Genomic DNA, 511 nt, shown 5'->3' on the forward strand with positions numbered 1-511 from the left:
CACTGCTGCCGAGGGTCTCGGCATCAAAGAGCAGCAGCGAGCCGAAGGCGAAAGCAATGACGCCCCCGATGCCCAGAATGCCGAATCCCGAAACGAAGACCTCGGCGATCATAAAGGCGATTCCCAGAACGATCAGCAGCAGGCCGGCATAGTTAAAGGGGATCATGTTGAGGGCATAGAGGGCGATAACGCCGCAGATCAGGCCGATGACGCCGGGAAAGAGGGCACCGGGGTTCATCAGTTCGAAGAAGATGCCGTATATAGCGATGAGCAGCAGGATATAGGCGATGTTGGGGTCGGTGATCGTGGCCAGGAAACGACTCTTCCAGTCCGCTTCAAAGGTGATGACGATACTCCCTTTTGTCTGAAGTGTCGTCCGGGTCCCCAGCAGTCTGACGCTTCGACCGTCCACTTTTTCGAGCAGGGAAGGGGTGTCGTCGGCTATCAGGTCGATGACGCCCAAACGCAGCGCATCCTCGGCAGAGAGGCTTTCGGCCGACTCAACGGCATT

The 511-nt window shown here is 57.7% G+C and carries 1 protein-coding gene; it reads right to left on the bottom strand.

The window, feature by feature from the left end; genetic code table 11:
• Nucleotides 1–511 (bottom strand): NfeD family protein (locus tag ACQY6F_RS19110; protein WP_428776713.1); only part of this gene is annotated, 511 nt, incomplete at both ends.

Origin of the sequence: Vibrio sp., from assembly GCF_050299255.1 — a bacterium.
Taxonomy (GTDB): domain Bacteria; phylum Pseudomonadota; class Gammaproteobacteria; order Enterobacterales; family Vibrionaceae; genus Vibrio.